The sequence below is a fragment of the Rhodanobacter sp. IGA1.0 genome (assembly GCF_040208325.1).
Taxonomy (GTDB): domain Bacteria; phylum Pseudomonadota; class Gammaproteobacteria; order Xanthomonadales; family Rhodanobacteraceae; genus Rhodanobacter; species Rhodanobacter spathiphylli.
Map to the genome: position 1 here is coordinate 3461052 of NZ_CP157948.1, position 24269 is coordinate 3485320.

At 66.1% G+C, this 24269-nt stretch carries 20 protein-coding genes; 8 read left to right on the forward strand and 12 right to left on the reverse strand.

The features are described from left to right. Window positions 1-168: 168 nt before the first annotated feature. Together mgtA and ABNK63_RS15620 are read right to left on the reverse strand one after the other, a co-directional pair. Window positions 169-2802 (reverse strand): magnesium-translocating P-type ATPase, encoded by a 2634-nt coding sequence (gene mgtA, locus ABNK63_RS15615; RefSeq protein WP_350016140.1) that lies wholly within the window; start codon window positions 2800-2802, stop codon window positions 169-171. Window positions 2803-2988: 186 nt separating this feature from the next. Then, window positions 2989-3213 carry a hypothetical protein gene (locus tag ABNK63_RS15620; RefSeq protein ID WP_007806720.1) on the reverse strand — a complete coding sequence of 75 codons (225 nt, stop codon included), beginning with the start codon at window positions 3211-3213 and terminating at the stop codon, window positions 2989-2991. A gap of 393 nt (window positions 3214-3606) precedes the next feature. Here ABNK63_RS15620 and ABNK63_RS15625 point away from each other — a divergent pair, with 393 nt between their 5' ends. Then, window positions 3607-5199 (forward strand): sulfotransferase, encoded by a 1593-nt coding sequence (locus ABNK63_RS15625; RefSeq protein WP_350016141.1) that lies wholly within the window; start codon window positions 3607-3609, stop codon window positions 5197-5199. Window positions 5200-5264: 65 nt separating this feature from the next. On the opposite strand, the gene cyoE is transcribed toward ABNK63_RS15625, so the two are convergent. The 5 genes from cyoE to ABNK63_RS15650 form a co-directional block, all read right to left on the reverse strand. Next, entirely contained in the window at window positions 5265-6170 is a 906-nt protein-coding gene (cyoE, locus tag ABNK63_RS15630) for a heme o synthase (RefSeq protein WP_040673010.1), read from the reverse strand. A gap of 77 nt (window positions 6171-6247) precedes the next feature. Next, the gene (locus tag ABNK63_RS15635) at window positions 6248-6658 is read right to left on the reverse strand and encodes an EF-hand domain-containing protein (RefSeq protein WP_007806726.1); all 411 of its coding nucleotides are present in this window, start codon (window positions 6656-6658) and stop codon (window positions 6248-6250) included. A 128-nt stretch (window positions 6659-6786) separates the two neighbouring features. Continuing rightward, window positions 6787-7947 (reverse strand): COX15/CtaA family protein, encoded by a 1161-nt coding sequence (locus ABNK63_RS15640; protein ID WP_350016142.1) that lies wholly within the window; start codon window positions 7945-7947, stop codon window positions 6787-6789. After that, window positions 7947-8519: a hypothetical protein gene (locus tag ABNK63_RS15645; protein WP_350016143.1), complete on the reverse strand. Its 573-nt coding sequence runs from the start codon at window positions 8517-8519 to the stop codon at window positions 7947-7949. Before ABNK63_RS15645 ends, ABNK63_RS15640 begins: the two co-directional genes overlap by 1 nt. Further along, window positions 8516-9280 (reverse strand): SURF1 family protein, encoded by a 765-nt coding sequence (locus ABNK63_RS15650; RefSeq protein WP_350016144.1) that lies wholly within the window; start codon window positions 9278-9280, stop codon window positions 8516-8518. Before ABNK63_RS15650 ends, ABNK63_RS15645 begins: the two co-directional genes overlap by 4 nt. Window positions 9281-9339: 59 nt before the next feature. Here ABNK63_RS15650 and ABNK63_RS15655 point away from each other — a divergent pair, with 59 nt between their 5' ends. Continuing rightward, a complete protein-coding gene (locus ABNK63_RS15655; protein WP_007806734.1) occupies window positions 9340-9555 on the forward strand; it encodes a twin transmembrane helix small protein in 216 nt (71 codons plus the stop codon). A 178-nt stretch (window positions 9556-9733) separates the two neighbouring features. Here ABNK63_RS15655 and ABNK63_RS15660 read toward each other — a convergent pair whose 3' ends face one another. The 5 genes from ABNK63_RS15660 to ABNK63_RS15680 all read right to left on the reverse strand — a co-directional run bounded on the left by ABNK63_RS15660 (window position 9734) and on the right by ABNK63_RS15680 (window position 13992). Continuing rightward, entirely contained in the window at window positions 9734-10621 is an 888-nt protein-coding gene (locus ABNK63_RS15660; protein ID WP_007806736.1) for a cytochrome c oxidase subunit 3, read from the reverse strand. Between the two features lie 114 nt (window positions 10622-10735). Further along, window positions 10736-10879, reverse strand: a complete 144-nt coding sequence (locus ABNK63_RS15665; RefSeq protein WP_157581966.1) for a hypothetical protein — start codon at window positions 10877-10879, stop codon at window positions 10736-10738. Between the two features lie 55 nt (window positions 10880-10934). Further along, window positions 10935-12551, reverse strand: a complete 1617-nt coding sequence (gene ctaD, locus ABNK63_RS15670) for a cytochrome c oxidase subunit I (RefSeq protein ID WP_350016145.1) — start codon at window positions 12549-12551, stop codon at window positions 10935-10937. A gap of 68 nt (window positions 12552-12619) precedes the next feature. Then, window positions 12620-13531, reverse strand: a complete 912-nt coding sequence (coxB, locus tag ABNK63_RS15675; protein WP_040673014.1) for a cytochrome c oxidase subunit II — start codon at window positions 13529-13531, stop codon at window positions 12620-12622. Continuing rightward, entirely contained in the window at window positions 13528-13992 is a 465-nt protein-coding gene (locus tag ABNK63_RS15680) for a DUF2244 domain-containing protein (RefSeq protein ID WP_350017230.1), read from the reverse strand. Before ABNK63_RS15680 ends, coxB begins: the two co-directional genes overlap by 4 nt. Window positions 13993-14252: 260 nt before the next feature. On the opposite strand from ABNK63_RS15680, the gene putA reads away from it, so the two are divergent. The 6 genes from putA (at window position 14253) to ABNK63_RS15710 (ending at window position 24259) form a co-directional block, all read left to right on the forward strand. Continuing rightward, a complete protein-coding gene (gene putA, locus ABNK63_RS15685; RefSeq protein ID WP_350016146.1) occupies window positions 14253-17441 on the forward strand; it encodes a bifunctional proline dehydrogenase/L-glutamate gamma-semialdehyde dehydrogenase PutA in 3189 nt (1062 codons plus the stop codon). Between the two features lie 171 nt (window positions 17442-17612). Beyond that, on the forward strand, window positions 17613-17804 hold the full coding sequence (locus tag ABNK63_RS15690) for a hypothetical protein (protein ID WP_007806744.1): 192 nt from the start codon (window positions 17613-17615) through the stop codon (window positions 17802-17804). A gap of 199 nt (window positions 17805-18003) precedes the next feature. Further along, the gene (locus ABNK63_RS15695; protein ID WP_007806746.1) at window positions 18004-19089 is read left to right on the forward strand and encodes an AraC family transcriptional regulator; all 1086 of its coding nucleotides are present in this window, start codon (window positions 18004-18006) and stop codon (window positions 19087-19089) included. Between the two features lie 213 nt (window positions 19090-19302). Next, window positions 19303-20538, forward strand: a complete 1236-nt coding sequence (locus ABNK63_RS15700) for a parallel beta-helix domain-containing protein (protein ID WP_350016147.1) — start codon at window positions 19303-19305, stop codon at window positions 20536-20538. After that, window positions 20535-21701, forward strand: coding sequence for an SO2930 family diheme c-type cytochrome (locus ABNK63_RS15705; protein WP_007806751.1), 1167 nt, complete (start codon window positions 20535-20537; stop codon window positions 21699-21701). The genes ABNK63_RS15700 and ABNK63_RS15705 overlap by 4 nt, the downstream gene beginning before the upstream one ends. 71 nt (window positions 21702-21772) lie before the next feature. Further along, the gene (locus ABNK63_RS15710) at window positions 21773-24259 is read left to right on the forward strand and encodes a TonB-dependent receptor (RefSeq protein ID WP_350016148.1); all 2487 of its coding nucleotides are present in this window, start codon (window positions 21773-21775) and stop codon (window positions 24257-24259) included. The last annotated feature ends 10 nt before the right edge of the window (window positions 24260-24269 follow it).

Genomic DNA, 24269 nt, shown 5'->3' on the forward strand with positions numbered 1-24269 from the left:
GCGGAAGCGGGGTGGCCTCTCTTTGGGCCACGTTTCTCTGGCCACTCAGAGAAAGGTGGCTCGGCTGCCATAGGCAGACGAAAGCTTTTCGCTTTGAATGCTACGGGCAAAGCAAGAGCATCGCGCACAGAATGAACTTCGACAAAAAAGGCCGGAGCGCCGAGCGGGTCATAGCCAGCGGCCGTACCGTCGGATGTAGATCAGTTTCATCAGCTGGGTGAGCACGCAGTAGCTGACCAGGGTCAGCGCCAGCCAGGCGAAATACATCGGTGGCAGGGGTGCCATGCCGATCTTCGCGCCCAGTGCGCTGAACGGGATAAGCATGCCGATCACGATGACCGCGAGGGTCAGGCCCAGCACCGGAGCGGCGGCAATGCTTTGCACAAACGGGATGCGCCGGGTGCGGATCATGTGCACGATCAGAGTCTGCGACAGCAGGCCCTCGATGAACCAGCCGGACTGGAACAGCGACTGGTGGGCGACCGTGCTGGCGCCGAAGACGTGCCACATCAGCCAGAACGTGGTGATGTCGAAGATCGAGCTGACCGGGCCGATCCACACCATGAAACGGCCGATGTCGCCGGCATCCCACTTGCGCGGCCGGCTCAGGTATTCCTCGTCCATGCGGTCGAACGGAATCGACAGCTGCGAGATGTCGTACAGCAGGTTCTGCACCAGGATCTGCAGCGGCAGCATCGGCAGGAACGGCAGGAAGGCGCTGGCCACCAGCACGCTGAACACGTTGCCGAAGTTCGAGCTGGCGGTCATCTTGATGTACTTCATGATGTTGCCGAAGGTGACGCGTCCTTCCAGCACGCCCTCCTCCAGCACCATCAGGTTCTTTTCCAGCAGGATGATGTCGGCCGATTCCTTGGCGATGTCGGTGGCGGTATCCACCGAGATGCCGACGTCGGCGTCGTGCAGTGCCGGCGCATCGTTGATGCCGTCGCCGAGGAAGCCGACGGTGTGGCCGAGCCGCTGCAGCGAACGCACCACGCGGGCCTTCTGCAACGGCGACATCTTGGCGAACACGGTGACACGTGCCACCAGGGTGTCCAGTGCGGCATCGTCCAGAACCTCGATCTCGCGGCCCTCGACCGAATGGGTGACGTCGAGCCCGACCTCGCGGCAGATCTTGCGTGTCACCGCCTCGTTGTCGCCGGTGATCACCTTGACCTCGACGCCGTGCTGGTTGAGCGCGCGAATCGCGGTGGCGGCCGAATCCTTCGGCGGATCGAGGAAGGCCAGGCAGCCAACCGCGACCAGACCGCTTTCGTCGGCCACGCCGTAGGGGCGCGCGTGCGCGGGTTCGCGCCGCACCGCGACCACCAGCACGCGCAGGCCATCCTCGTTGAGGCGGTGGGTCATCGCCTTGATCTCGCGGCGGCGCTCGTCGGTCAGCGGCTCGGTGATGTCGCCGGTTTTCGCGAATGCGCAGATCGACAGCATCTCCTCGACCGCGCCCTTGCAGATCAGCACATGCTCGCCGTCGCCGTCGGCGACCACCACCGACATGCGCCGGCGCTGGAAGTCGAACGGGATTTCGTCGATCACCCGATAGCGCCGGGCCGCCGACTCAAGGTCGCGATGCTCCAGCACTGCCTTGTCCATCAGGTTCTTCAGGCCGGTCTGGAAGCGGCTGTTGAGGTAGCCGTATTCCAGTGCCTCGTCCGACTCCTCGCCGTCGAGGTCGAGATGGCGCTCCAGCACGATCCTGTCCAGGGTCAGCGTGCCGGTCTTGTCGGTGCACAGCACGTCCATCGCGCCGAAGTTCTGGATCGCGTTGAGCCGCTTCACCACCACCTTGCGCCGCGACATCGCCAGCGCACCCTTGGACAGGTTCGCCGTGACGATCAGCGGCAGCATCTCCGGAGTCAGGCCCACCGCGACGGAAAGGCCGAACAGGAAGGCCTGCAGGAAGCTGCCCTTGTCGATCCAGTTGATCGCGATCACCACTGGCACCATCACCAGCATGAAGCGGATCAGCAGCCAGCTGACCGAGTTCACCCCGCGATCGAAGCTGGTCTGCACGCGCTGGCCCGACATGCTGTGCGCCAGCGAGCCCAGGTAGGTCTGCATGCCGGTGGCCACCACCACGGCGGTGGCGGTGCCGCTGACCACGTTGGTGCCCATGTAGCAGACACTGGCCAGGTCCAGCGGATTGCCGCCGGCGGCGGGATCGACGCGGGCAGGCGTGGGCGCGGACTTCTCGACCGGCAGCGATTCGCCGGTGAGGATCGCCTGGCTGATGAACAGGTCCTTGGCGCCGAGCAGGCGCAGGTCGGCAGGCACCATGTCGCCCGCACCCAGGTGCACGATGTCGCCGGCCACCAGTTCGACCACCGGCACCTCGAGCTGCTCGCTGTGGCCGTCGGAGGCGCGCCGCGTCACCGTGGCGGTGTTGCGCACCATCGCCTTCAGGCTTTCGGCGGCGCGCGTCGAACGGTATTCCTGGGTGAAGCTCAGCAGCACGCTGATGCCGACCATCACCGCAATGATCAGCGGCCCGGTGAGGTCGCCGCCGTCGGTGAACAGCTGCACGCCGGCCAGCACCAGCAGCACCACGATGAACGGGTTCCTGAAGGCGTGCAGCAGCTGCAGCGTCCAGTGGGGCGGCTTTTCGTGCGAGACCTCGTTCGCCCCGTCGCGATGCAGGCGCGCCTCGATCCGGGCGGCGCCGAGCCCGCCGGTCGAGGTTTCCAGCTCGGCCAGCAAGGCGCTGTTTTCGCGAAACGCGTGCGCGGCCACGACGGCGGCCTTGCCACCCGGGCGGTGGGCGGGCGTGGGAAGGATCTTGCTCATGTTTCGTTTCCGTGGGGCGGAATGCGATGCGGCGAAGCGCCAGCCACGTCGGGCCGGCGTCACGTCAACAGGAGTTGCAGGGACTCGGAAGCTGTTTCGGCGGGCGGCGCACGGCGCCCGCCGGCGCCGGCTACGCCGGCCCTGGCGATGGCGGAGGCCACCCGGGATGGCGGATTCCGGCCTTCATCAGCGCGTGGCACCGCGGCGGTGATGACGGGAGGATTTCAGGAAGGACGCCGGTTCGCGGCGAGCGGTGCCACGGCTGTCGCGCTCTGCGCAAGCCACGTCTTGCGTGCCCGGCAGGGGCGCGGGCACGGTCACGCTGAATTCGGGCATGGCGGCCCCGCCGCGAACGGCGGGCGCGCGCCGGCCTGCAAGGTGCAGGCGGAAAAAATCGTGAAGGAGCTTCATCAGCCCATCTCCTCATGACGACGCCGGTGGCGTCCTCAGGAGTGGGCCGGACTTTCCCTAGCGGAAAGCACCAGCCGACCGCAGGCGGTCGCCGCAGGCGTTCAACTTGTTATGCGGCGCCGGCACCCGAAGCGAGCGGATGTCGACGTTGCGACTAGGGTAAACGTCCATATGCCTTGGTTAGTCAGGACAGGAAGCCGGCCGGCGCAAGCGCGCCGGAGGGCGCGCGCATTTTGGTGCGGCGCCGCGCGGGTGTCAATCGGCAAACGCCGCGTCGTTTGCCGCCATGCGAAATCGCCGTCTTGCTATATTGCCCGACTACCGCGCGCCGGGAGTGCCTGAACCGGATCGACCGCACGGCGCCGACACCAACCGAATCAGCTGCGAAATCCCATGACCAACGCGACGTCGCACCACCCCCCAGAGGAGCTCCTGGCCCAAGCCGGCGCCGCGTTGAACCGGGGGGACTCGCAGCAGGCCGGTTCGCTTGCCATGCGCGTACTGCAGGTCGATCCGCGGCACCCCGAAGCCAACTACGTGGCCGGTCTGGCAGCCATGGCTCTGCGTCGGTTGCCCCAGGCACTCGAACATCTACACAAGGCAGCGAGTTTGCAGCCACGGCATGCCGGTTATGCGGTGCAGTTCGCCCGGGCACTTGTACGCGCCCATCGCACCGGCGAAGCGTTGCAGGTTGCCAATGTCGCATTGTCCCTGGATCCCGCCGATCCGATGCTGCTGGATCTGCTGGGGACGGTCTACATGCAGTGCCATGCGCATGAGCGGGCCGGTGTACTATATCGACGGGCCGCAGGCCTGCTCCCCGACAATCCGACCTGTCGCTTCAATTACGCCACCTCGCTGGTATTGAGCGGTGATGTCGTGCTGGCCGAACGCGAGCTTGACGCCTGTCTGGCGCTGGCACCGGACTACTGGCCTGCGTACAACGTGCGTTCGCGGCTGCGCCGACAGAGCCCGGCCCGCAACCATGTCGAACACCTTCGGGCACTCGCACGGCAGGCGGATGATCCGCGTGCAAAGTTCCAACTGCACACGGCACTGGCCAAGGAATACGAAGATCTTGGCGAGTATGCCAAGGCATTTGAACATCTGGTGACCGGCAAGGCTGCAAACCGCGGCGCAAGGCAATATTCGATTCAACGCGATGAAGCTGTGGTGGAGGCGCTGATCCACCGCTTTCCCGAAGTCCAGCCGCAGCCATCGGCCTGTCTGTCCGATGAGCCAATCTTCGTCATGGGCATGCCGCGCACAGGCACCACTCTGGTCGAGCGCATTCTGTCCAGTCACCCGGAAGTCTATGCAGCGGGTGAACTGCAAAACTTCGGCGTCATGCTGGAGCGTCTTTCCGGTGGCCGCTCTCCGGTGATGCTGGATGCGAACGTGATCGATCGCACTCGCCATATTCACTGGCAGCAGCTGGGCGATCTCTATCTCTCCAGCACGCGACCCGCGACCAGCCTGAAGCCGCGATTCATCGACAAACTGCCTCACAATTTTCTCTATGCCGGCTTCATCGCGAACGCCTTGCCCAACGCGAAGATGATTTGTTTGCGACGCAATCCACTGGACAGTTGCCTCAGCAATTTTCGTGAGCCGTTTACGGAGAGTTCGCCGCTCCACGGCTACTCTTTCGACCTGCTCGACACCGGTCGCTATTACATCCTTTTCGACCGATTGATGGCGCACTGGCAACGTGTCCTGCCTGGCCGCATCCTTGAGGTGGACTATGAAACCCTGGTGACGGAGCCCGAGACCAGCACCCGCCAGTTGCTGGAACATTGCCGCCTTCCTTGGAACGACGCATGCCTGCACTCCGAGCACAACAGGGCACCCGCGACCACGGCCAGCGCAGTGCAGGTGCGCGCACCGATCCATCAGGCCGCGGTGGGGCGCTGGAAGAAGTACGCGGCACAGTTGGGCGAATTGCAGGAGCTGCTTGGCTCGGCCGGAATCAGCTCTGACCGCTGACGCGGTGTCCCGCCTCGAAGGCCATCGGAACAGCAGAACCAGCGAGCCGGAACGCGGCAGCGCGATCAGATCGCCCGCTGTTGCGCCAATTCAAGATGCATGAGCGGGTCTGTCAGCCAGTGGTCAGCCAGCAGAAACGCGAACAAGGCCATCAAATAGATGATGGAGTAGTTGAATACCTTCATCGCGTACAGCTCGTCGGGCGGATTCAACAGACGCACTGCGTAATACAGGAACGCCCCGCCCAGCACCACGGCGCCGCCGAGGTAGACCAGCCCGCTCATCCCCGTCAGCGCAGGCAACAGGGTCACCAGCACCAGCAGTACGGTGTAGAACAGAATGTGCCAGCGGGTGAACGCCACCCCGTGGGTCACCGGCAACATCGGCACCTGAGCGCGCGAATAGTCTTCGCGCCGAAAAATTGCCAGCGCCCAGAAATGCGGTGGTGTCCACACGAAGATGATCAGGCACAGCTGCAATGCATATGGATGCAGGGAACCCGTGACAGCAGTCCAGCCGAGCACCGGCGGAATGGCGCCGGCGAGGCCACCGATCACGATGTTCTGGGGCGTCGCGCGCTTGAGAAACGCGGTGTAGATCACCGCATACCCGATCAATCCGGCAAAAGTCAGCACCGCGGTCAGCGTGTTGACCAGCAGCATCAAAACCACCATCGAGGCGATTCCGAGAACTGACGCGAAGACGAAGACCTGCCTCACGTTGAGCTCTCCGGTCGCCAGCGGACGGTGCGAGGTGCGCACCATCACCTTGTCGATGCGCTGGTCGATCAGCTGGTTGAACGCGGCTGCGGAAGAAGATGCCAGCCAGATACCCAGTGTTCCGAACACCAGCGCCTGCCATTGCGGCAAACCCGGAACGGCGAGAAACATGCCAATCACGGCGCAAAACACCAACAACGCGACAATGCGTGGCTTCGTCAATTGCAGGTATTGAGAGAGATGCGGATTCACGTGAACATTCGGCAACGGGTGGCTGGCCGCGTAGTGTAATACCTCACGAGCGGAGCCGGCCGGATCGCCACCCAGGCTCACGGTGCCCCGGCAAGTTCACTGGGCATCGTGTCGGTGTAATTGGCGAACTCCGAATAGTTGAGGCGATGATCGTGATCCAGATCGTATTTTTCGAACTGCGCACGCAGGATGGTCATCTTTTCCGGAACCTCCGACCGCGTCAGCAGCATGTCGTGGTTCTTGTCCAACTGCAGGAACATGTCCGTCGACTGCAACGGCGTCATTGACGGCTTCTTGCGCGAATGGCGAAGGGCTTCGGTCGCCTTCTCGTCAAATGAATCGGCGTTCGCGGCGCGTACCTGCTGACTCATTTCCAGCCGGCCGGGAGCCTGTCCCTTCTGTGCCCGCTCCTGCGCCATTGCGCTGCCGATCCCGACAAGGCAACCCAACGAGAAACCGAACAGCACCATGTACGCGTTAGTCTTCATGAGGGCACTCCTTCGCGATGGGGGTGGCATCACCACGGATACCATTGGTGGCTTGTATACCTCAACGGACATCCGCCCGACCAGATACCCCGGTTTCCGCGAGGCTTTTCAGCGTGCGGGCCCTCCCGTCAGGGCGGGGAGGCGCCTCCTGCTTGCCGCTGCGTACGCGCCAGCGTGGCCAGCAGGGTGAACAGCAGCAGGGCCGCACCGCCATTGTGTGCAGTCGCCACCGGCAGCGGCAGGCCCAGGTAGATGTTGCTGATGCCCAGCATGACCTGGATCGCCAGCGCCAGAACGATCGCCAGGCCGGCCAGGCGCAGGCCGCGCCGCGCCGCGCCAACCGCCAGCGCGCCGAGGTAGCAGAACACCACCAGCGCGCCGATCCGGTGGGCGATCTGGATCGCGCTGCGCGCGGCCATGTCCAGCACGCCACCCTCGTAGTTCACGCCGATGCCGCGCCACAGCACGAAGCCTTCGTGGAAATCGGTCGGCGGCGTCCACTGGCCGAGGCATTGCGGGAACGAGCCCGGACCATAGCCGCAGGCCAGCGCGGCGTAGTTCGCGGAGGTCCAGCCGCCCAGCGCGATCTGGCAGAACAGCAGCACCACGCCGAGCGCGACCCAGCGGCGCAAGCCGGCATGCCGGTCGTCCGCCGCGGCCACGCCCGCGAAGCGCAGCGCGGCCCAGGCCAGCAAGGCGAACGTGGCCATGCCACCGAGCAGGTGGCCCATCACCACCACCGGCTTCAACAGCAGGGTCACCGTCCACATGCCAAGCATGGCCTGGAAGATGATCACCGCCAGCGCCAGCACGCAGATCCTCCATGCGCCCGGACGCGGCAGCCGGGCCGCGGCGATCAGCGGCAGCGCGATCGCGCAGGCGGCCAGCAGCGACGACCACAGGTGTTCGCCGCGCATGTACAGGCCCACCCCGAGCGCCGCGAACAGCGCCCCGGCAACGATTGCCAGCAGCGCAGCGCGACGGCGCCAGCTCGCCAGCACGGCCAGCAGCAGCACCATCACGCCCAGGGTGCCGGCGAGGAAGCGGTGCACCTGCTCGCGCCAGGCCTTGTGCGCTTCGTACGGACGATCGGGGAAGCTCGCATCGGCGTGGGCCACCGCCTGCGCGTGCTGCGGCCAGGTCACCTGGCCGTAGCAGGTCGGCCAGTCCGGGCAGGACAGGCCGGCGTTGGACAGCCGCACGAACGCGCCGAACATCACCAGCCCGAACGCGAACACGGTGGCGAACAGGGCCAGCCAGCGCAATGCCTTCACCGCATGCCGGGACATCACTTGATCACCTTCAGCATGTCGCGCAACAGGCCGGGCACATCGAAACCTGCCGGATACCGCGACAGCGCGGTGCCATTGGACTCGACCAGCACCGCACTGATGCTGTCCGGCGTGGAGGGTACATACGTGGCCAGCTTGCCTTCGACATCGCGACCGAAGATCCAGTAAGCCTGCATCGCGGTGCGCTGGTTCGCATCCGCCGGCGGCGCGCCGATGTAGAGCAGACGCAGGCGCGACTGATTGCGATTGAGCATGACCCGCGCCTTGGCGATCCCGGTCAGCGTCTCGAAGCAATGCGCCGCGCAGTCCGGGCCGGCCAGCGCCACCAGGGTGAAGCGCGGCGAGCTGTCGCGCCACGCATAGGTCTTTCCGTCAGCAAGCTCCACGCGCAACTGCTCGGCCACGAAGTTGCGCTGCGGCACGATCGCCTCGCCGTTGCCCTTGGTGCCGGGCATCCAGCCCGCCCAGCCCAGCAGGGTGGCGGCGATCATCGGTGCGGCGAAAACCAGGGCGACCAGCACCAGGAAGATTCGGCTCTTGCGCACGGCGGCGGGATCGACAGCATTCATCGGACGTCTTCAACTCTGGTGGAATCGGGTTTGCGCGGTTTGCGCTTGCGATGCACGACCAGCAGGATCACCACCGCGGCGAGCGCAAAGGTGAACCACTGGAAGGCATAGGCCCGATGCCGCGCCGGCGGCATCGAGGAGAAATCGAGCGTGTGCACGCGCACGTAGATCGACGCAGGGTCGGCATCCAGCGCCAGCAGGTGCGGATACAGGGGCTGGCCGAGATCGCGCGCGACTTCGCTGGTGTCGAGGAAGATCGTGGTCTTTGGCCAGCCCGCCTGGCGGGCCAGCGCGTTGCCGCCCATCTCGAAGCCCGACGGCGGCGGCGGCACGTACAGGCCCTGCAAGGTCACCTCGCCGGCGGGTAGCGGCGGCAGCTGGGGCGTCTTGCCATTGCCGTTGCCGGGCAGGAAGCCGAGGTCGACCAGCAGCAGACGCGAGTCGCCATGCAGCGCCAGCGGCACGAAGACCTCGACCCCGCCAAGCCCGTCGTGCTTCGGGTTGTCCAGCAGGTAGATGCGGTCGGCCAGGTAACGGCCGTGAACCCGCACCCGCGCGAAGCGGTCCGCCGCCGGCATCGACGAGCCCGACGCCGGCGGGAAGTCCTGTACGGGTGCCGTGGCCGCCGCGGCATACCGTCGCAGAAGGGCTTCCTTGAAGTCGGCACGATGCAGCTGCCAGAAGCCCAGACGCACGAACAGCAAGGCTCCGGCCACGGTCAGCAGCAGCGCCCACCACGACGGACGGCGAAAACCGCTCACGCCGGGCGCCTGCCAGCGACCGCTATACTGGGCATGTCGAACTGGATCGGATCAATCACGTGGAAACCGTCTATAAATTTGCGCTGGTCGTGGTGCTGCTGGTGGTGATCTTCAGCCTCGGCCAGGCGCTGTTCTTCATGATGAAGGATCAGGACGACGACCGACGCACGGTATGGGCCCTGACCCGCCGCATCGGCCTGTCCCTGCTCCTGATCGCGATGGTGATCATCGGCTGGAAGATGGGCTGGATCCATCCGCACGACGTCGGCCAGTAATTGTAGCGGTTGTACCGCCGGCCCGCCCGCCGAGACGGACTCGCCAGCAACAAAAAACCCGCCAATGGCGGGTTTTTTGTTGTTTTCGGCCCTGCTCTCCGCGAGAGGGCCTCGCGTCGCTCTTCTGAAGAGTCCGGCCCGGACGGCCGGTCTTGCTCTTCGCGAGAAGGACCTTGCGTCAGAGGATATAGACGAACATGAACAGGCCGAGCCAGACCACGTCGACGAAGTGCCAGTACCAGGCCACGGCTTCGAAACCGAAGTGGTGCTCCTTGTTGAAGTGACCCGCCAGCACGCGGAACCAGATCACCGCCAGCATGATCGTGCCCAGCGTCACGTGCAGGCCATGGAAGCCGGTCAGCATGAAGAAGGTCGAGCCATAGACGCCGCTGTGCAGGGTCAGGTTGAGCTCGCGGTAGGCCTCCATGTACTCGTGGGCCTGGAAGTACAGGAAGGTCGCGCCGAGCAGGACGGTGAGGCCCAGGAACAGCAGGATCTTGCCGCGGTGACCCGCGCGCAGCGCGTGGTGCGCGATCGTCACGGTGACGCTGGAGGTCAGCAGGATCAGCGTGTTCAGCAGTGGCAGGCCCCAGGCCGGCACGGTGTGGAAGGAACCACCGATCTGTTCCGGGCCGTTGCCGCCGTTGGCGCCCCACGCGGCAGCGTAATCGCTCCACAGGAACTGGTGGGTCAGCACGCCATGGCCGTCACCGCCGAGCCACGGCACGGAAAACATGCGGATGTAGAACAGCGCACCGAAGAATGCGCCGAAGAACATCACCTCGGAGAAGATGAACCACATCATGCCCATGCGGAACGAGGTGTCGACCTGGTGGCTGTAGCTGCCGGCCAGCGATTCGCGGATCACCGAGCGGAACCAGCCGAAGAACATGGCAAACACGCCGATCACGCCGACGGTCAGCACGGTCTTGCCGAAGCCGGCTTCACCGGGCGCCGCATTCAGCCAGTGCGCGGCACCGAACACGGTGAGGAACATGACCACCGCGGCCACAATCGGCCACTGGCTCTTGGCCGGTACGAAATAAGCGTCGTGCTGCTGACCCATGGTGTAACCCCGTGGATTTCTCTTGATGGCTCTGCCCCGTCGTGCCGCCCGGGGAACTGCGTGCCGGCCGCCGCCACGGCGAACCGGTGAAAACTCTGTGGCAATCGCGACCGACTACTTCATCAACACGATCTGCACGAACGAAATCAGGAAGAAGAACGCCACGATCGCCACCAGCACCGTCACGGTGCGTCGGACGCCCCGGCGGCGACTGTCGTCGCCATCGGCGACCGGAGACCTCGTCGTTTCCTGCTTCATCTGCTGCCTGTTCCTGTGCGACATCCCGGCGCTGGCCAGGATGCCGCGAAAACCGTCAATCGTTCACGTGACCGTGCGCCAGTTCGTCGTCGTTGATCACCGGCGGCACTTCGAAGGTGTGATGCGGTGCCGGCGACGGCACGGTCCACTCCAGGCCCTTGGCACCTTCCCACACGCGGTCGGTGGCCTTCTTCTTGGAGAAGAACGCGCAGTGGATCAGCACGCCGACGAAGATCAGCTGGGTGGCGCCGAACAGGAAGCCGCCGATCGAGCTGATCATGTTGAAGTTGGCGAACGCGACGTTGTAGTCGGGGATGCGGCGCGGCATGCCGGCCAGGCCAAGGAAGTGCTGCGGGAAGAACAGCACGTTGACCCAGATCACGCTGTTCCAGAAGTGCACCTTGCCCCAGAACTCGCTGTACATGTTGCCGGTCCACTTCGGCATCCAGTAGTAGGCCGCCGAGATGATCGCGAACAGCGCGCCGGTCACCAGCACGTAATGGAAATGCGCCACCACGAAGTAGGTGTCGTGATACTGGAAGTCGGCCGGCACCAGCGCCAGCATCAGGCCGGAGAAGCCGCCGATGGTGAACAGGATGATGAACGCCAGCGAGAACAGCATCGGCGTCTCGAACGTCATCGAACCGCCCCACATGGTGGCGACCCAGTTGAACACCTTCACGCCGGTCGGCACCGAGATCAGCATGGTGGCGTACATGAAGAAGATTTCCGCGCCCAGCGGCAGGCCGACCGCGAACATGTGGTGCGCCCACACGATGAACGACAGGAAGGCGATGCAGGCGATCGCGAACACCATCGCCTTGTAGCCGAAGATCGGCTTGCGCGCGAAGGTCGGCACCACTTCCGAGATGATCCCGAACGCGGGCAGGATCATGATGTAGACCTCGGGATGGCCGAAGAACCAGAAGATGTGCTGGTACAGGACGGGGTCGCCGCCGCCGCCCGGGTTGAAGAAGTTGGTGCCGAAATACTTGTCGGTGAGCAGCATGGTCACCGCACCGGCCAGCACCGGCATCACGGCGATCAGCAGGAACGCGGTGATCAGCCAGCTCCACACGAACACCGGCATCTTCAGCAGGTCCATGCCCGGCGCGCGCATGTTGAGGATGGTGGCGATGATGTTGATCGCGCCCATGATCGAGCTGATGCCCATCAGGTGGACCGCGAACACCACGTAGGCGAGCGAGTCGCTCTGCAGCGCCAGCGGCGGATACATGGTCCAGCCACCGGCCGGGCCACCGCCGGGCATGAACAGGGTGGACAGCATCAGGATGAAGGCGAACGGCAGGATCCAGAACGACAGGTTGTTCATGCGCGGCAACGCCATGTCCGGCGCGCCCACCATCAGCGGGATCATCCAGTTACCGAGGCCGACGAAGGCCGGCATGATCGCGCCGAAGATCATCACCAGCGCGTGCATCGTGGTCAGCTGGTTGAAGAAGTACGGCTGCATCAGCTGCATGCCGGGCTTGAACAGCTCGGCACGGATACCCATCGCGAAGCTGCCGCCGATGAAGAACATCGTCAGCGCGAAGATCAGATACAGCGTGCCGATGTCCTTGTGGTTGGTGGACATGACCCAGCGCTGGAAGAAATTCTTCGGCGCGCCGTGGTGATCATCATGGTGATCATGGGTGGCTGCGTGGGACATGACGTACCTCTAACCTGAAAGTGGAATGCAACTGCGAAATGAAGTCGTGCCGACGAGACTGACGCGGGTCAGCCCTGCTTGCCACCGGCCGGGGTGGCGACCTGTGCTGTTTGCGGCGTGGCGGCGGGCGCGGTGGACTGCGTCTCCTGCTCGGCCAGCCACTTGGCGAAGTCCGCCTTGGACTTCACCACCACCACGATCGGCATGAAGCCGTGATCCTGGCCGCACAACTCGGCGCACTGGCCGCGATAGGTGCCCGGCGTGGTGAAGTTGGCCCACGCGGCATTGATGATTCCGGGGATCGCGTCGATCTTCCAGCCGGTCGCCGGCACCCACCAGGAGTGGATCACGTCGCCGCTGGTGATCACGAAGCGGATCTTGGTGTCGACCGGCACGACCAGCGGCTTGTCGACATTCAGCAGGTAGGTGCTTTCGTCGCCGACCTTGACCGCGAACGGGTCCATGCCCGAACCGAGCTGGCGGGTCTGGTCGCTCTGCGTATCCAGCTTGGACATGAAGCCGACCTTGTCGATCGACTTGCCCATGTAATCGACATAGTCGTAGCGCCACTTCCACTGGTAGCCGGTGACCTTGACGGTCATCTGCGAGCCGGTGGTGTCGGCCCAGCTGGTGAGGCCGCCGGTGGCCAGGTAAGCCAGGGTGATCAGGATCAGCACCGGGATGGTGGTCCAGATGACTTCCACCATGGTGTTGTGTGACCACTTCTCGGCGACCGCACCCCGCGATTTGCGGAAGCGGAACATCGCCACGAACATCGCCCCGAACACCAGCACGCCGATCACCGTGCACACGGCCAGCGAGATGTTGTTGAGGTGGTAGGCCACCGGCGACCAGGTGCTGGCGCCGCGCTCCATGTTCAGTTGCCACGGACCGGGGGCGGCCAGGGCCACGCTGCCGAACGATGCAAGGGCGAGAGCCGCCGCTGCCGTGAATGATCGCCTGATGCCGCCAGATGTCATGTCTTGCACCTTTGTTGAACCTGCTTGCGTGGCTGTCCATTGAATTCGGCCAGCAACACCATGAGTTTCTTCGACAGCTCGACGCGTTCCTGATCCGCCAGGAAAACGCCGATCTCCAGCTCGCGCCCGTGCGATGACAGCAGCAGCCGCTGGCGCCCGTTGGCGGGCTCCAGCAACACGCGCACCCAGTACGACTGGAAACGCATGCGGCGCCGGCCTGGCAGCGATTGCACCTCCAGCGACACGGCGTCGAGAGTGATGCGCTCACTACGGTCACCGGCCCGCCAGGCCACGCTCAGGGCGAAGGCCACGGCGGCGGATTCAACCAGGGCAAACAGCGGAGCGAACACATTCCCCTGCCACGATCCCAGTCCAGCCGTCATCAGCACCAGCGCTACCAGAACCATGATCAGTCGACGCAGACCGCGCCGGCTGAGCGTGCGATTGGGCTTGAGCCACATCGTCACGCAGGGCAAGCCGGCGGTAGCTGGTCGAAGCACGATCATGGGGACCCGGCGTGCCTGGAACGCGGGAATGATAGGCCGCGGCGGCGCAACGGGCAAGAATGTCGCACCCCGTTGACCTGGATCACGTCTCGGGGCAGGGCTTGCGGACATGCTCGCTTCCCCTGCGGAAAGCGGCCGCAGCCGCCCGAAACGGCAGGCCGCGGCGTACAATCCCGCGCTTCCCTCCGCCCCGAGCGGATTCTGGCAAGCTTCCCGTGACCCAAGCCATTCTCAGCCCCGAACTTCCCCTCGACTGCACGCCCGCGCGCGCGCGCATTACCGCGGCCTGGCTGCGCGACGAGACCGAAGCGATCAACGACCTGCTGGTCCAGGCCAGCCTGCCGCCGGCCGAACGCGAACAGGTGATCGACGTGGCCGCCGGCCTGGTCACCCGCGTGCGCTCACGCGCCAGCGACCAGAGCGCGGTCGAATCCTTCATGCGCCAGTACGACCTTTCCTCGGAGGAAGGCGTGCTGCTGATGTGCGTGGCCGAAGCCCTGCTGCGCATTCCGGACAAGGCCACCGCCGACAAGCTGATCCGCGACAAGCTGGGCGACGCGGACTGGAAGAAGCACCTGGGCCAGAGCGAATCGCTGTTCGTCAACGCCTCGACCTGGGGCCTGATGCTGACCGGACACCTGGTCAACCTCGCCGAGGACACCCGCCACGACTTCACCGGCGCGCTGAAGCGGCTGGTCGGCCGCGCGGGCGAACCGGCGATCCGCCTTGCCGTGCGCCAGGCCATGCGCATCATGGGTCACCAGTTCGTGATGGGCCGCAGCATCGACGAGGCGCTCGACCGCTGCGCGAAGAAGGAATACGCGGTCTACCGCTACTCCTACGACATGCTTGGCGAGTCCGCGCTGACCGCCGCCACCGCCGAGCGCTACCAGGAAGACTACCGCCGCGCGATCGCCGCGATCGGCGCACGTGGCCCGTTCGCCAACCACACCGACGCGCCGTCGATCTCGGTGAAGCTGTCCGCGCTGCACCCGCGCTACGAAGTGGCCAAGCGCGAACTGGCCCGCCGCCAACTCACCGAGAAACTGCTGGAACTGTCGCAGCTGGCGATGAAGCATGGCATCGCGCTGTCGGTCGACGCGGAGGAAGCGGAGCGACTGGAGCTGTCGCTGGACATCATCGGCGACGTCTTCAAGCACCCGTCGCTGGAAGGCTGGAACGGCCTGGGCATCGTGGTGCAGGCGTATGCCAAGCGCACGCCGTTCGTGATCGACTGGCTGATCGAGACCGCCCGCGCCGCCAATCGCCGCTGGTACGTGCGCCTGGTCAAGGGCGCCTACTGGGATGCGGAGATCAAGCGCGCCCAGGAAAACGGCCTGGCCGGCTATCCGGTGTACACGCGCAAGCCGAACACCGACGTGTCCTACCTGGCCTGCGCCCGCAAGCTGTTCGATGCCGGCAGCGAGCTGGTCTATCCGCAGTTCGCCACCCACAACGCGCACTCGATCGCCGCCGTGCACCACCTGGCGCACGGCCGGCCGTTCGAGTTCCAGCGCCTGCACGGCATGGGCACCGACCTGTACGCCGAGGTGATCGGCCCGCAGAACCTGAACGTGCCCTGCCGCGTGTATGCGCCGGTGGGCACGCACGAGGACCTGCTGCCGTACCTGGTCCGCCGACTGCTGGAGAACGGTGCCAACACCAGCTTCGTCAATCGCGTCGTCGATGAAAGCGTGCCGGTGCGCGAGCTGGTCGCCGATCCCTGCGAGACGGTGCGCAGCTTCAGCTCCATTCCGCATCCGCGCATCCCGCTGCCGGTGAATCTCTACGGCGACAGCACCGCGCCTGCGCAGCATTCCAATTCGATCACCCGGAAGAATTCCATGGGCGTCAACTTCTCCAACGACAACGAACTGAAGGCGATGGCCGACGCGGTCAACGCAAACACCGGCCCGTGGACCGCGGCACCCCTGGTGCCGGGCGCGGGCGCGAACGGCCCGACCGTGCAGGTGACCAACCCGGCCGATCGCCGCCAGGTGGTGGGCAGCTACACCGGCGCCGACAGCGCCACCGTCGACCGGGCGCTGGGCAACGCGGTCGCCGCCCAGTTCGGCTGGGATCGCCTGCCGGCGGCCAGCCGCGCCGCGATCCTCGAACACGCCGCCGACCAGCTCGAAGCACGCCGCGGCGAGTTCATCGCGCTGTGCGTGCGCGAGGCCGGCAAGAGCCTGCCCGACGCGATCGCCGAGATCCGCGAGGCCGCCGACTTCCTGCGTTACTACGCAGCCATGGCGCGCCGCCTGTTCGGCCAGCCCGAACAGCTGCCCGGCCCCACTGGCGAGAGCAATCAGTTGTTCCTCAACGGTCGCGGCGTGTTCGTCTGCATCAGCCCGTGGAACTTCCCGCTGGCGATCTTCCTTGGCCAGGTCAGTGCCGCGCTGGCCGCCGGCAACAGCGTGATCGCCAAGCCTGCCGAGCAGACCTCGCTGATCGGCCATGCCGCGGTGAAGCTGCTGCACGAAGCCGGCGTGCCGGTTGACGTGCTGCAGTACCTGCCGGGCGACGGCGCCACCGTGGGCGCTGCGCTCACCAGGGACCCGCGCGTGGCCGGCGTCGCGTTCACCGGCTCCACCGACACCGCGTGGGCGATCAACCGCGCGCTCGCCGCTCGCAACGCACCGATCGCCGCGCTTATTGCCGAGACCGGCGGGCAGAACGCGATGATCGCCGACTCCTCCGCACTGCCCGAGCAGATCGTCAAGGACGTGATCGCCTCGGCGTTCCAGTCCGCCGGCCAGCGCTGCTCGGCCGCGCGCGTGCTGTTCGTGCAGGAAGACATCGCCGACAAGGTCACCGCCATGCTCACCGGTGCAATGGCCGAGCTGAAGGTCGGCGATCCGGGCCTGCTGTCCACCGATGTCGGCCCGGTGATCGACGAGGACGCGAAGCAGATCCTGGTCGACCACGCCGCGCGCATGGACAAGGAAGCGAAGAAGATCGGCGAGGTCGCGCTGGACCCCGCGCTCACCGCCAACGGCACCTTCTTCGCGCCGCGCGCCTACGAAATCCCCTCGCTCGCCACGCTGACCCGCGAAGTGTTCGGCCCGGTGCTGCACGTGATCCGCTGGAAGGGCAGCGAGCTGAAGCAGATCGTGGACCAGATCAACGCCACCGGCTACGGCCTCACCCTGGGCATCCACAGCCGCATCAACGACACCGTCGACTACATCGCCAGCCACGCCCGCGTCGGCAACTGCTACGTCAACCGCAACCAGATCGGTGCGGTGGTCGGCGTGCAGCCGTTCGGCGGCGAGTGCCTGTCCGGCACCGGCCCCAAGGCCGGCGGCCCGCACTACCTGCTGCGTTTCGCCGGCGAGCGCACGCTCACCATCAACACCACGGCGGCCGGCGGCAATGCTTCACTGCTGACGATCGGCGAGTAAACCCGCGCCGGAATCCACCGGGAGATCCGGCGCATCGTCAGCGGGGCTTCATCGAGCTGAACGACAGGCGGCTTGCGGATGAACGGGAGCCGTCGAGGGCGGCTCCCGTGGGCAGCGATGCGACTACCCGCGTGCTACTTCTTGCGTCCACCGCCACGAGAGGAAGCCGCCATGCGCCGATTCATGACCACCACCCTCATCGCCGCCAGCGTGCTGGTGGGCAGCCTGTCGCTCCAGGGCTGTATCGTGGTGCCGCCGCGCGACCACGGCTACGTCGGATATCACCACGACCATGACCGCGGCCACGACAACGACCGCCGCCACGATCGCGACCGGGATCGCGACGATGACCGCTGGCACTGATCCGTGCCGGGCGCGGGTCCTGCATCGATGCGGGGCCGCATCGCCCTGATGCGCGGCGCGATGCCGTCGCGCCGATGACCCGCGCATCATCAGCCAGGTCGATGTTGTGCGGCGCGCAAACGGCGCGGCACCAGCCCATGTTATAGAGACCCTTTCGTTGCCGGCCCGTGCCGGCAGGCCTTCGTGGAGCGCTCGCAACATGGCACGTCCCGCCGGCATGATCGGCCCGTCACCCGTCACCAGCCCCGCCATCGCGAGCGATGATCCGCGCTATACCGCGGCGGAATTTCCGCCCAACAAGCTGCTCTACCTGGTGCAGCTGGCCGATGCCGCCGGCGTGGACAGCCGCCCCTGGTTTGCCGGCCTGGCGCTGAGCCGCGAGCAGATCGCCGACCCCGCCTTGCGCGTGTCGTACCGCCAGGCCAACACCTTCGTGCGTCGCGCGCTGCAGGCGCTGGATGTTCCCGATGCCGGCCTGCGCATCGGGCGCGAAGGCACCATCGGCGGCTTCGGCCTGCTCGGCCTGGCGATGATGACCTCGCGCACGCTGGGCGAGGCGATGTTCGCCGGCATCGCCCATCACAAGATCTGCGGCTGCCTGCTGGAGGTCGCCGTCGAGCCGGCCAGCGAGCGCGAAGTCGCGCTGCTGGCCTGGCCGCGCTTCGGCGACACCGAACTGATGCCGTTCTTCTGCGAGGAGCTGTTCGCCAGCTGCCTGATGATCGCCCGCGAACTGGTCGGCGCCGAGCTGTGCCCGGTGCGGGCGGACTTTGCCTATCCCCGGCCCGCCTATGCCGCCAGGTATGAAGCGCTGTTCGGTTGCGAAGTGCGTTTCGGCGCGCCGCGCAACCAGTTGCTGATCGACACCCAATGGCTGGCACGACCGCTGCCCGGCTACAACCCGCTGACCGCGCAGCAGGCGCTGGCCCTGTGCGCGCAGCAGCGCACGCCGGACGGCGGCGAACCGCACCAGGAAATCGTCGCCGCGGTGGAACGCCTGCTGCGCAGCCAGCTGGCGCAGCAGCCCAGGCTCAACGACGTGGCGCGCACGCTCAACCTCAGCGAGCGCTCGCTGCGCCGCAAGCTCGCCGAGAGTGGCCGCATCTTCCGCGAGATCCACGACCGCGTGCGGGCCGAGCGGGCGCTGCAGCTGCTGCAGGCCGGCACCCTGAGCGTGGCCCAGATCGGCAGCGAGGTCGGCTTCAACGACCCGCGCGAATTCCGCCGCGCCTTCAAGCGCTGGACCGGCATGCCGCCACAGGACGCCCGCCGCAACGCGAGCTGATGGAACAGGAGTGAGTGCAGGTGGGAAATGAGAGAAGAGCCTGGTGCACCGCGCTCCAGCTTTCCCGTCTACCCACTCCTCCCCCCCCATCGCCCCACCACGCTGACCGGTTTGCCCCCCGTACCCTGGCCGTTCTGCCCTCCCCCTTTGGCGTGGATTGAGGGAGAGTGGGGCCATTGTCGGCATTCGATGCCTAACGGGGAGCCCAGCAACATGCGCAAATTGTTCATCACGGTGGCGATCGCCGCGGCCCTGGCTGGCTGCGGCAAGTCCGAGCCGGCGTCACAGAGCGGCACCGACGCCAGCTTCGAAGCCAGGTTGCAGGAACAGTTGCTGGACGCCAAGCCCGGCAGCGTGATCGAGATTCCCGCCGGCCACTACTCGCTGCGGCGTGGTCTCAGCCTGCGCACCGATGGCGTCACCATCAAGGGCGCCGGCATGGACAAGACCGTGCTGTCGTTCAAGGGCCAGGTGGTCGGGCCGGAAGGCCTGCTGGTCAACGCCAGCGACTTCACCATCGAGAACCTGGCGCTGGAAGACACCAAGGGCGACGCGCTGAAGATCAACCAGGGCAGGAACATCACCATTCGCGGCGTGCGCATCGAGTGGACCGGCGGCCCGAAGACCACCAACGGCGCCTACGGCCTGTATCCGGTGAAGACGCAGAACGTGCTGATCGAGAACTCGGTGGTGATCGGCGCTTCCGACGCGGGCATCTACGTGGGCCAGTCGCACGACATCATCGTGCGCAACAACCGCGCCGAGTACAACGTGGCCGGCGTGGAGATCGAGAATTCGGTGAACGCCGACGTCTACGGCAACACCGCCACCAACAACACCGGCGGCATCCTGGTGTTCAACATGCCGAACCTGTCGCAGGAAGGGCACAGCACGCGGGTGTTCAAGAACAGGATCTACGCCAACAACACGGGCAATTTCGCCGCCAAGGGCGCCGCGGTGGCCAGCGTGCCGGCCGGCTCCGGCGTGGTGGTGAACTCCAACGACAAGGTGGAGATCTTCGACAACGACATCTCCGACAACCAGACCGCGAACCTGATCATCGCCAGCTACTTCTCGACCAACTACTACAACACCCGCGGCGTCTCGCCGAACTACAACCCGTATCCGAAGGGCATCTTCATCTACGGCAACCGGCTCAAGGGCGGCGGCGACTCGCCGGACGGACTCAAGCTGAAGACGCTGAAGACGGCCATGTACGGCCTCACCGGCCACTTCCCCGACGTGCTGTGGGATGGCTACGTCGATGCGAAGAGCCTGGTCGACGGCGTGCCGCCGGCCGCCGACCGCATCTGCATCCAGGACGTCAGTGGCGTGCTGAACGCCGACGGCCCGCACGACTACAAGAGCCCCAGCAACGACATCAGGCCCTACCAGTGCACGCTGCCGAAGCTGTCGCCGGTGGTGCTGAACCCGGAGCCGAAGGCATGACGGCAGGGCGACACTGGCGTTGCGCACTTCCACTGCTGGGATGGCTGCTGCTGGCGGGATGCCAGCAGGGCATGGCGCCGGTGGCGTTCCACGCCGAGGGCCGACCGCAGAAGCTCGGTGACTGGCACGTGGTCGAGGTCCACGACGGCAAGCTGCAGCTCAACGCCGGGGTGGTGCCGTACGACCTCAACACGCCGCTGTTCACCGACTACGCGCACAAGCTGCGCACGATCTGGATGCCCGCGGGCACGTCGGCAAAATACAACCCGACCGACACCCTGGACTTCCCGGTCGGCACGGTGATCAGCAAGACCTTCTATTACCCGCGCGCCGCCGACGGCAAGGTGGGCGAGGTCCTGCGCAATGACGACTACTCGCGCGACTTCGCCGGGCAGGGCCTGGACCTGGCGCACGTGCACCTGGTCGAAACGCGCATCCTGGTCCATCGCAAGGACGGCTGGGCGGCGATTCCCTATGTGTGGAACGAGGCGCAGACCGAAGCCACCCTGGCGCGCACCGGCGCGGTGCTGCCGATGACCCTGGTCGCCGACCAGCCGGCCGCCGGCATGCCTGCCCGCGAGGACTTCAACTACGTGGTGCCCGACGAAAGCCAGTGCGCCAGCTGCCATGCGCAGGACTGGGTCAGCCGCAAGATCCATCCGATCGGACCGAAGGCGCGCCACCTCAACAAGGACTATCACTACGCCGAAGGCAGCGCCAACCAGCTCGAACACCTGGTGAAGCTGGGCTACCTCGGCGGCCTGCCCGCGGCGGCCGACATTCCGCGCGACGCGGACTGGAAAGACCCGCGCGCCCCGCTGGACGCCCGCGCCCGCGCCTACCTCGACATCAACTGCGGCCACTGCCACAACGGCAACGGCGCGGCCAACACCACCGGCCTCACGCTCGACTACGCCACGCCGGAAGACCGTCACCTGGGCATCTGCAAGCCGCCGACCGCGGCCGGCCAGGGCACCGGCGACCACTTCTTCGACATCGTGCCGGGCCAGCCGGACGAGTCGATCCTGCCGTACCGGCTGTCGTCGACCGAACCGGGCGTGATGATGCCGGAGCTCGGCCGCAGCACCGTCCATCGCGAGGGCGTGGCGCTGATCAAGGCATGGATCGCGGCGCAGCCGGGGAGCTGCGTGGCGATCCACTGATTCCAGAAGAAAACCGTGCGCGGCTGTCCACGGCCGCGTGATCCGATGCAAGGGGAGAGCACCGAATGAACATGCGTCAACGCCCACTGTCGATCAGCCTGCGCAAACTGCTGTTCGGCGGCAGCACCCTGCTGTTGCTGTGCAGCCCGTCGCTGGCCTTCTGCGCCGATGCGCCGCCGCAGGATGCCGCCGCCAGCAACGCGCCGGCGAGCGACCCGGTCAAGGACGTCACCCAGCTCGGCAAGATCACGGTCACCGCGCAAAGCCGCTCGCAGGAAATGCAGGAAGTGCCGATCCCGCTGCAGATCGTCACCGCGCAGCAGATCGACACGCTGGCGGCTACCGACCTCAGCCGGATGGACATCTTCGTGCCCGGCCTGGTGGTCGGCGCCGACCAGCCGACCCAGCCGAGCTACCAGATGCGCGGCATCGAGACCAGCAACTTCGGCATCGGCACCGAGTCGGCCGTGGGCGTCTACGTCGATGGCGTCTATGCCGCCCGCTCCGGCGGCGCGCTGCTGGCGTTCAACGACATCGCCCGGATCGAGGTACTGAAGGGGCCGCAGGGCACGCTGTTCGGCCGCAATGCCGCCGCCGGCGCGATCTCGATCGTCACCAACGAGCCGACCGATCGCTTCGAGGGCAAGGCGCGCGTGCGCTTCGGCAACGACGGTCGCAAGTACGCCGACGCGCTGGTCAACGTACCGGTGAACCGCGACATGGCCGTGCGCATGAGCGTGCTGGACAATCGCAGCGACGGCTGGATCAAGGACGCCGCCACCGGCGAAAGCTACGGCAAGGACCACGACTGGGGCAGCCGCCTGGTGTGGCGCTGGAACGCCACGCCCGACACCCGCGTGCTGCTGGCGTGGGACCACGAACAACTCAAGCAGCCGCCGCAGCCGGCGATCGGGCTGATCGCGAAATCGGACTACGTGGCGCGCCCCGCCCCGTTCAACGACCAGGTCCCGCCGTTCCCGGCCGACCCGTCGAGCTACCTCGATCCGCGCCACGCACCGCTGTACAACGACACGGTGGACGCGGGCGAGAAGCGCCACTTCAACGGCGCCACGCTCACCGTCGACCATTCCTTCAACTGGGGCAGCCTCACCTCGACCACCGCCTGGCGTCACTTCAACACCTACAACCGCGGCGACTACGACGGGACCAACAATCGCGCCACCTATCTCGACACCGCCAACATCGAGAGCAACAACAGCTGGTACCAGGAGTTCAAGTTCGCCGGCACCGCCGGCATTGCCGACTGGGTGGCCGGCGTCAGCTACTACGACGAGCACGCGCGCCAGACCAGCCAGACCAACGTGTTCACCGACAGCGTCGATTCGCTGGCGATGAACGTGGGAGGTGCGGCGGCCACCGACACGTTCGCCTTCTACGAATCGTTGCTGCCGCTGGTCGGCTACGGGCAGTACCACCTGCTGGGAGATCCGTGGCGCGAACAGATCGACAACGTCGGACGCTTCAAGGCCTACGCCGCGTACGGCGACGTGATCTGGCACCTCACCGACCGGCTCAGCCTCACCACCGGCGCCCGCTTCACCCGCGACGAGAAGGAGTTCTCGTGGTTCAACCCGCCACGTCGGGCCGACGAGCTGGACGCGACGATCGACGCGCTGATGCCCCTGCTCAACCTGGTCGGCATCGACCCCGGCGTGTTCCAGCAGAACCTGATCTTCAACGCCGCCGGCGGCGCCCCGGTCAACGTGCTGGTGAAGGACAAGAACAGCTGGAACGACTTCAGCCCCCGCGTGGTGCTGGACTACAAGTTCACCCCCGACGTGATGGGTTACGCCTCGGTGACCAAGGGCTACAAGGCCGGCGGCTACAACAGCGTGCAGATCGGCTCGCGCTTCGACCCGGAGAAGGTGCTCAACTACGAGGCCGGCCTGAAGACCCTGTTCCCCGACCAGAACCTGCTGCTGAACGGCTCGGTCTACTACTACCGCTACGACAACAAGCAGTCGCTCACGCTCGATCCCAACAGCGCCGGCTCCGGCGTGCCGCGCTATCTGGTCAGCAGCACCGACCAGGAAGCCCACGGCCTGGAGTTCGAGGCGCAATGGCAACCGGTGGATGCGTTCAAGCTCAGCCTCACCGGCGCCTACATCGACGCGACCTACCGCCAGGCGGTGGCGCCGTCGGGCGCCGACCTGTCCGGCCAGCCCACCGGTGAACCGCTGTTCTCGTTCGCCAGCTCGCTGTCGTACACCTGGCAGGACGTGGCGGGCGGCGCGCTGGAGTTCGACCTGTCGCACGCCTACCGCGGCAAGTCGCGCTGCAACCGCGACTCGCAGTTGCAGGGCACCTGCCAGATCAGCCCGAACTTCGACACCGGCGTCGCCCAGCAACGCACCGACGCGCGGCTGGACTGGCATGCGGCCAACGACCAGTGGGGTGTCGCGCTGTACGCCAACAACGTGTTCAACAAGCGCTACGTGACCGGGGTGAACAATATCTCCACCAGCGTGTTCGGCACGCCGTTCGCCAGCATCACCCCGCCACGCGCCGTCGGCGTCGAACTGCGCGTGAAATTCTGAGAGTGTGATG